Raw genomic sequence first — 5,907 nt, 5'->3', positions numbered from 1 at the left:
CTCCTCCGGTGAATAAAAAGCAACTATGACCCAACCATTGAACTAAGAGGGAATTATCGGGTTTTTGGGGGGAAGTGGGGTTAGTGGGTTTCGGTTTAGTTTCCGCTAAAACTGAGCTTACTGCCACGGTTAAGAAACTTGTCCCCGCCGATAAGATAAAATCTCGCCTTTTCATAAATATAGATGCAGAATTAATCAAGTTAAGGTTAATTTCAGGGGTTGGCGATTAGTAAACACTAGAGGGATCGCAGAAAGTTTCTTAAAAGTTCCTTGCCGGCAGTGGTTAAAATACTTTCGGGATGAAATTGTACTCCTTGAATGTGGGGGTAATCCCGATGACGGACTCCCATGACCGTGCCATCTTCCACCCAGGCCGTGATCTCTAAATTATCCGGCATGGTGGAGCGCTCGATCACCAAACTATGGTAACGGGTGGCAGTAAAGGGATTTTCTAAGCCTTGAAATACCCCTTCATTGTTGTGATAGATTGGGGAAGTTTTGCCGTGCATCAAGACCGGGGCCCGGACCACATCCCCTCCGAATACCTGACCGATACTTTGATGACCGAGACAGACCCCCAAAATTGGCAAATAGGGGCCAAATTTGGCGATTAATTCCAGAGATATGCCCGCATCGACTGGACGACCGGGACCGGGGGAAATGACAATCCCATCCGGCCGCATTTGTTCGATCATGGCCAGATCGATTTTATCATTACGATAGACCTCGATCGGCACAGCGATCGGGAACTCGGAGGCTAATTCTCCCAAATACTGGACTAAATTGTAGGTAAAACTATCATAGTTATCGATGACGATTATCAAGAGTCCCTCTCCTTTCTCTAGCCTCGCTCAGTATTTTTATTCTACATCCCGGCTGTCTCGATCGAGACAGCCGGAGTGTAGGGGGTAGGCTATTTTTGTGCCGTCAGCCAGAATCTGCCCGGAATTGCTAATCACAGCCTAAACTATCTCTGGTGGCCACTCCCGTGACCGGATTAATCCCATCGGCCCGTTCACACATTAACTTGACCTGATAGGCATCAATTACCGCGTTAGTGAAATCGGCCCCGGTAATAATTGTGTCATAAAAACGGCTGCGAGTAGCGATCGCATCGGTAAAAATAGTATTAGTTAAATCGGCAAAATCGAGGGTGACTCTATCTACCAAAGAGGCGGTTAAATCGGCCCCTTTTAAGTTAGCTTTTAAGAGGACAGCCTCGGTGAGAATGCTATAGGATAAATCGGCCCCTTCTAGGTTAACTCCCCGCATCGCGGCAGCTGCGAAAACTCCTCCGCGCAAATCCTGATGGGAAAAATCCCGATCTTGCAGCTGGGCAAAACTATAGTTAATCGTTTTATCTTGGGCTAAAGCCACCGGACGGGCCGCGAAAAGTAGCCAAAGAATCGCCAGCAAAATAATTAAAACCAGACTGAAAACATTTTTCAACATTGTTACTGTTGAGCGTCGAGAAACTGGGCTACATCATCACCCACCCGAATGGTTAGGTCTGAGTCTAAAGCACCAGTGGAGGATGATTCTACTTTACCGATTCCCAATTGATTTTTCAAGAGGTTAGCGGACTGAATATCACCTTTTTGTGCAATAATTGCGGTGGTTTCTAGCTTTTGGGAGGAGTCATCGCTAATATAAACATTTGTATAGCCCCGTTTGGCCAGATAATTACGAGTACGACGGGCTAAACCTTTGGTATGGGTGGCATTTTGAATGGCAATCCGCAGACTATAAACGGAGGTTTCTCCCCCCGCGTAGTTATCGGTAAAATTATTAGCCACAATGGTTCTAATTTCGCGACGGTTCAAAATCCAATAACTGCGACCATCGTATTCTTCGAGGCTATTAAACCGGCCGGGGAGTAGGATCATTCTCAAGTCATCCTGTTTAATTTCCCGGCCAAAATTAGCGATAGCCAGCATTTCCTCGACGCTTAAATTCGTATCGATATATTGTTGTAAAACCTGTACTGCTTTCGGGAGACTGGGGAGAATTGTCGGACTAAAAATCTTTTGTTGGAGTGCTTTTAATAAAATTTGTTGTCTTTGTACGCGACCAATATCGCCGTATTGCGGGTTACGAAAACGGGCAAATTGTTCGGCTTGGTCGCCGTTGAGATTTTGCCAACCCTCTTGTAAATCAATTTCTAATTTTTGGGTGACATCTTTATGATACATTCGTTCGGGTACATAAACCTCTACACCCCCGACTAAATCGACTAATTCCTTAAAGGCATCGGTAGTCACCCGCACATAGCGATCAACGGTGACATCCCCTAAAGTATTACTGACCACTTCCGCCGCTAGAGTTGGTCCGCCGTGAACGTTGGCATCGTTGATTTTAGTGAAACCGTGGCCGGGGATTCTGACGCGGCTATCGCGAGGGATAGACAGCATTCTCACGGTTTTATCGCTAGGATCGAAGCGCACTAGGAGCATGGTATCGCTGCGACCTTTAAATACATCGTCGCCGTTTTTGGCATCTAAAACTCGATCGATGCCCATAACTAAAATATTAACAGGACGAGAAAGCTGCTGATTGATTAAGCTATTCCAAGCTTGGGCCTCAAGGATGTCTGTTTGGGTGGGAAAAGTCGTTTTTTGGAAGATAGCCCCAATTGGTGCGGGTAAGGGACTAATTAAAGCGACGGCAGCCCCGAGAGTAGCGGAAACTAGGGCGGTAAAACTGAGGGTTATTCCCCAAAATAAGCCCTTTTGCAGGGGAGATGCTTTTTTAAAACCGGACATGACTGAACTGACCACCGTGACGGTATTTTCTGAGTTTTGGCTGTATTCTTGCTTTTCAAACCGCCCGGAAACATTGGCCATGGACTAACCTCAACATCTGAATTAAAGGCTTACTTAGGAGGTGACTGTTGATCCCTAGAATCTATCTCTAGCCCAAAAGTTCCAGATATCGGTCACTCCCCCCTCGCCGGTTATTGTAACATATTGTTAATAAACTGGCTATAATAGACCTGTTGTAAAAATCAAAATTTGTCTTGGTTGGTTAGGAGTCAGTAGTCAGTAGTCAGGAGAATTAAGAATGAATAATAAGCAATTAAATGCTCTATTCACAGATTTTATGCCATTTAATCCTTATTTTTGCCGTTCTTGAACCGTGAAAAGTTAATTAGGCAAGAGGTTTAATAATTTTTCAGGGATTCAGTTCAGTTATAGATTATCTCTGTGGCCAAGAATTAAGAGAGGTGGAAACTTGAAGATGACAGAACTAAGGTTATTCTCGTTGTTTTTATCCCTTCGCTTTTGGCTAGTTGGGCATTTGTTTCTGTCAATATAATTCTGATCTATTTTTTATGAAAATTATCTCTATTCCCCCATCATCCACCCAGGAATATCTCTGTAAAAGAGACTTAAATCTCTACAATTCTCCCAGTTGTCAAGAGTTAGCTACCCAAGCACAACAGGGAAGACAATTAAAATTTATTTCCCTAGAAATTACCGAAAAAGGGCTACAAATTCAGCTAAGGGAGGATAATTATTTAGCTTGGTTATGCGGAGAAGATTTAGATGCAATTGCGGTGGCCACCACAGCTTATCAAAAAATTCCTCTAACTCGTTCAGACATAGAAAAACATATTCCTGATATTATCACTTTTACTCAGGAAGCAAGGAACCGTACCAATCATTATCTCTGGGGTGGAACCCTTGCACCTAATTACGATTGTTCAGGATTAATCCAGGCCGCTTTTGCCAGCTTTGGCATTTGGTTGCCGAGGGATTCCTATCAACAGGAGGCTTTTTGTCAAAAAATAAACCGAGAGGAATTACTCCCAGGAGATTTAATTTTTTTTGGTGATAAAAGAGTTAATCATGTGGCTTTATATCTAGGGAATAATCAATATATCCACAGTTCAGGAAAAGAAACAGGTAACAATGGTATCGCTATAAATCTACTTACTGATGATAGGGATAGCGTTAGTCGTCATTATTATCAAAAATTATGGAGTTTCGGTCGAGTTATGCACAATTAATCAGTTATCAGTGGTAATTATGAATTATGAATTATGAATTATGAAGTGGGAAGAATAGATAAAAATAATCTCCTGACTCCTGACTCCTAACTCCTAACTCCTGACTCCTAACTCCTGACTCCTAACTCCTCACTCTCCCCCATAGGTAATCATGTCAGAAAACATCTCCCTAAGCGGTCTATCAATTCGTCGTCACATAGGAGTATTGACGTTAACTATAGCAGTTATCATCATCGGTCTTTTTTTTCTAAATCGTTTAGAAGTGGACTTGCTTCCTTCTATCACTTATCCCCGCATTAGTTTAAGGATGAATGTACCCGGAGTTTCCCCGGAAGTCATTCTCGAAGAAGTAACTAAACCCCTAGAAGAAGGAATGAGTGCCACCGAGGGAGTAGTGCAAGTTTATTCAGAAACTCGCGAGGGAAGGATGCGAGTAGATTTATTTTTTCAACCGGGGGGAGATTTAAATGTCGCTTTAAACGAAGCTACCGAAAGTTTTAATCGTGTCCGACAAAATTTACCCGATATTATTGAGGAACCGCGCTTAAATAAATTTGAACCCTCTCGTTTACCCGTCTATGAATTTGCTCTCGTTTCTGATACCCTACCCCTAAAAGATTTAAGATTATTTGCCGATGAAGAATTAGGGAGAGAATTAGGGTTTGTGGAAGGAGTGGCAGTGGTGGATGTGATTGGGGGAGTTAGAGAAGAAATTCAAGTTAATATTGACCTGCAGCGATTACAATTTTTAGGAGTGGGATTAAATCAGGTTTTAGACACCCTAAAAAGACGCAATCAGGACATCTCTGGGGGCCGACTACAGGGAGAAACCGGGGAACCTTTAACCCGTGCGGTGGGGAAATTTAAAAACGTAGCGGATATCCAAGATTTAGCGCTGACCGATAGTAATAATCCCGAAGAAAAAATCTATCTGCGGGATGTGGCCAGAGTTATCGATGGGACAGAAGAACAAAGAATTTTTGTCACCCTAAATGGAAAAAATGCCGTCAGGGTTAGCGTCCAAAAACAACCGAATGCGAACACGATTGCTGTGGTAGAAGGGGTCAAAAAACGCATTACAGAATTAAAAAAATCCGGGTTAATGACCGGGGGAATACAAGTCGTCACCACTACCGATGAGTCTGTATTTATCCAAAACGCGGTTAATAACGTGGTTTCGTCGGGACTAGCGGGGACAATTCTAGCAGGATTGACTGTATTCGTCTTTCTCGGTTCCCTACGACAGACTTTTATCATTACCCTAGCGATTCCTCTTTCTACCCTCGTCGCAATTATCTGTATGAAGTTATTCGGGTTATCGATAAATGTGTTTAGTTTGGGAGGATTGGCCCTAGGGGTGGGCATCGTGGTGGATAATTCCATTGTCATGCTGGAAAATATTGCCCTCAAAGTTAATCAAAACCAAAATAAGCGAGATTTTTTAGAAATTGCCCGGAATAGCAGCCAAGAGGTAGAATCTGCTTTAGTGGCCTCCACTGCGACTAATCTCGTTTCTATCCTGCCATTTTTATTACTGGGTGGTTTTATTTCCCTGCTGTTTAACGAGATTATCCTTACTATCAGTTTTGCTGTGGCTGCTTCTCTGCTGTGTGCGTTAACCGTTGTTCCCATGTTGGCCAGTCGTTTGTTAAATATGCGGGTTTCTAGTGGTATCCATCGGTTTTGGCTCTTAAAAGTCTTTAGTCAACGTATAGAAGGTTTAACCATCCTCTACGGTCGTTTTTTAGCTAAAATCCTCCACTACAGAATACCTGTTATCCTGCTGGCCTTTTTAATTTTAGGGGGAAGTAGTTTCTATCTCTGGCAATATATCCCCCAGGAAGTCTTTAGTCGTATTCAAACCGGACAGGTGAACGTTTTTGCTCAATTTCCCCCGG

At 43.1% G+C, this 5,907-nt stretch carries 5 protein-coding genes and 1 pseudogene; 2 read left to right on the top strand and 4 right to left on the bottom strand.

Annotated features, from left to right (window positions below):
* The 4 genes and pseudogenes from PX484_RS25355 to PX484_RS25340 form a co-directional block, all read right to left on the bottom strand.
* Positions 1 to 175: pseudogene (locus PX484_RS25355) on the bottom strand (MBL fold metallo-hydrolase); the annotation flags it as partial.
* A 61-nt stretch (positions 176 to 236) separates the two neighbouring features.
* Positions 237 to 824: an anthranilate synthase component II gene (locus PX484_RS25350; RefSeq protein WP_043997742.1), complete on the bottom strand. Its 588-nt coding sequence runs from the start codon at positions 822 to 824 to the stop codon at positions 237 to 239.
* A gap of 127 nt (positions 825 to 951) precedes the next feature.
* Positions 952 to 1,452 carry a pentapeptide repeat-containing protein gene (locus PX484_RS25345; protein ID WP_287670805.1) on the bottom strand — a complete coding sequence of 167 codons (501 nt, stop codon included), beginning with the start codon at positions 1,450 to 1,452 and terminating at the stop codon, positions 952 to 954.
* Positions 1,453 to 1,454: 2 nt separating this feature from the next.
* Positions 1,455 to 2,843 (bottom strand): LCP family protein, encoded by a 1,389-nt coding sequence (locus PX484_RS25340; protein WP_287766470.1) that lies wholly within the window; start codon positions 2,841 to 2,843, stop codon positions 1,455 to 1,457.
* A gap of 488 nt (positions 2,844 to 3,331) precedes the next feature.
* Here PX484_RS25340 and PX484_RS25335 point away from each other — a divergent pair, with 488 nt between their 5' ends.
* Positions 3,332 to 4,009, top strand: a complete 678-nt coding sequence (locus PX484_RS25335; RefSeq protein WP_287766473.1) for a C40 family peptidase — start codon at positions 3,332 to 3,334, stop codon at positions 4,007 to 4,009.
* Between the two features lie 151 nt (positions 4,010 to 4,160).
* On the top strand, positions 4,161 to 5,907 hold a 1,747-nt coding region (locus PX484_RS25330), incomplete at its 3' end, for an efflux RND transporter permease subunit (protein WP_288106158.1).

The organism is Microcystis sp. M49636_WE2, from assembly GCF_030065375.1.
Classification (GTDB): Bacteria; Cyanobacteriota; Cyanobacteriia; order Cyanobacteriales; family Microcystaceae; genus Microcystis; species Microcystis aeruginosa_C.
This window is presented reverse-complemented; position numbering and strand designations above follow the sequence as displayed.